Here is a 629-nt window from a genome sequence, read left to right on the forward strand (position 1 = left end):
CGGGCACGCGCAGGCCGCGGCGGGCGTCGGCGGTGTGATCAAGATGGTGCAGGCGATGCACCACGGCGTCCTGCCGCGCACGCTGCACGCCGACGTGCCCTCCTCCGGCATCGACTGGTCGGCGGGAGCGGTGGAGCTGCTGACGCGGGAGCAGCCGTGGCCGGAGACCGGCCGGGCCCGCCGCGCGGGGGTCTCCTCCTTCGGGGCGAGCGGCACGAACGCCCACGTGATCCTGGAGGCCGCACCCGAGCCCCTCCCCGCGCCCGGCGGCGAGCCGGTCTCGGGGCCGGTCCCGGTGGTGCTGTCGGGGCGTTCCGCCGAGGCGCTGCGGGCGCAGGCCGGGCGGCTGCTGTCGTTCCTGGAGGCCCGGGCCGATCTGGGCCCGGGCGAGGTGGCGCACGCGCTGACCCGCCGGGCCGAGCTGGAGCACCGCGGGGCGGTCGTGGCCCGGGACCGCGAGACGCTGGTCCGCGGACTGACGGCGCTGGCCTCGGGCGAGCCGGACCCGGCCGTCGTCTCCGGTCACACGACCGGGCGGGGACGGCCGGCGGTGCTGTTCACCGGGCAGGGCAGCCAGCGGCCCGGCATGGGACGCGAACTGTACGAAACCTTCCCCGCCTTCGCCGCCG

The 629-nt window shown here is 78.2% G+C and carries 1 protein-coding gene; it reads left to right on the forward strand.

The window, feature by feature from the left end; translation table 11 throughout:
• A partial coding sequence (locus tag VR44_RS40425) for a ketoacyl-synthetase C-terminal extension domain-containing protein (protein WP_045952692.1) occupies nucleotides 1–629 on the forward strand: 629 nt, incomplete at both ends.

It is taken from the genome of Streptomyces katrae, assembly GCF_000966975.1.
Lineage (GTDB): Bacteria > Actinomycetota > Actinomycetes > Streptomycetales > Streptomycetaceae > Streptomyces > Streptomyces katrae.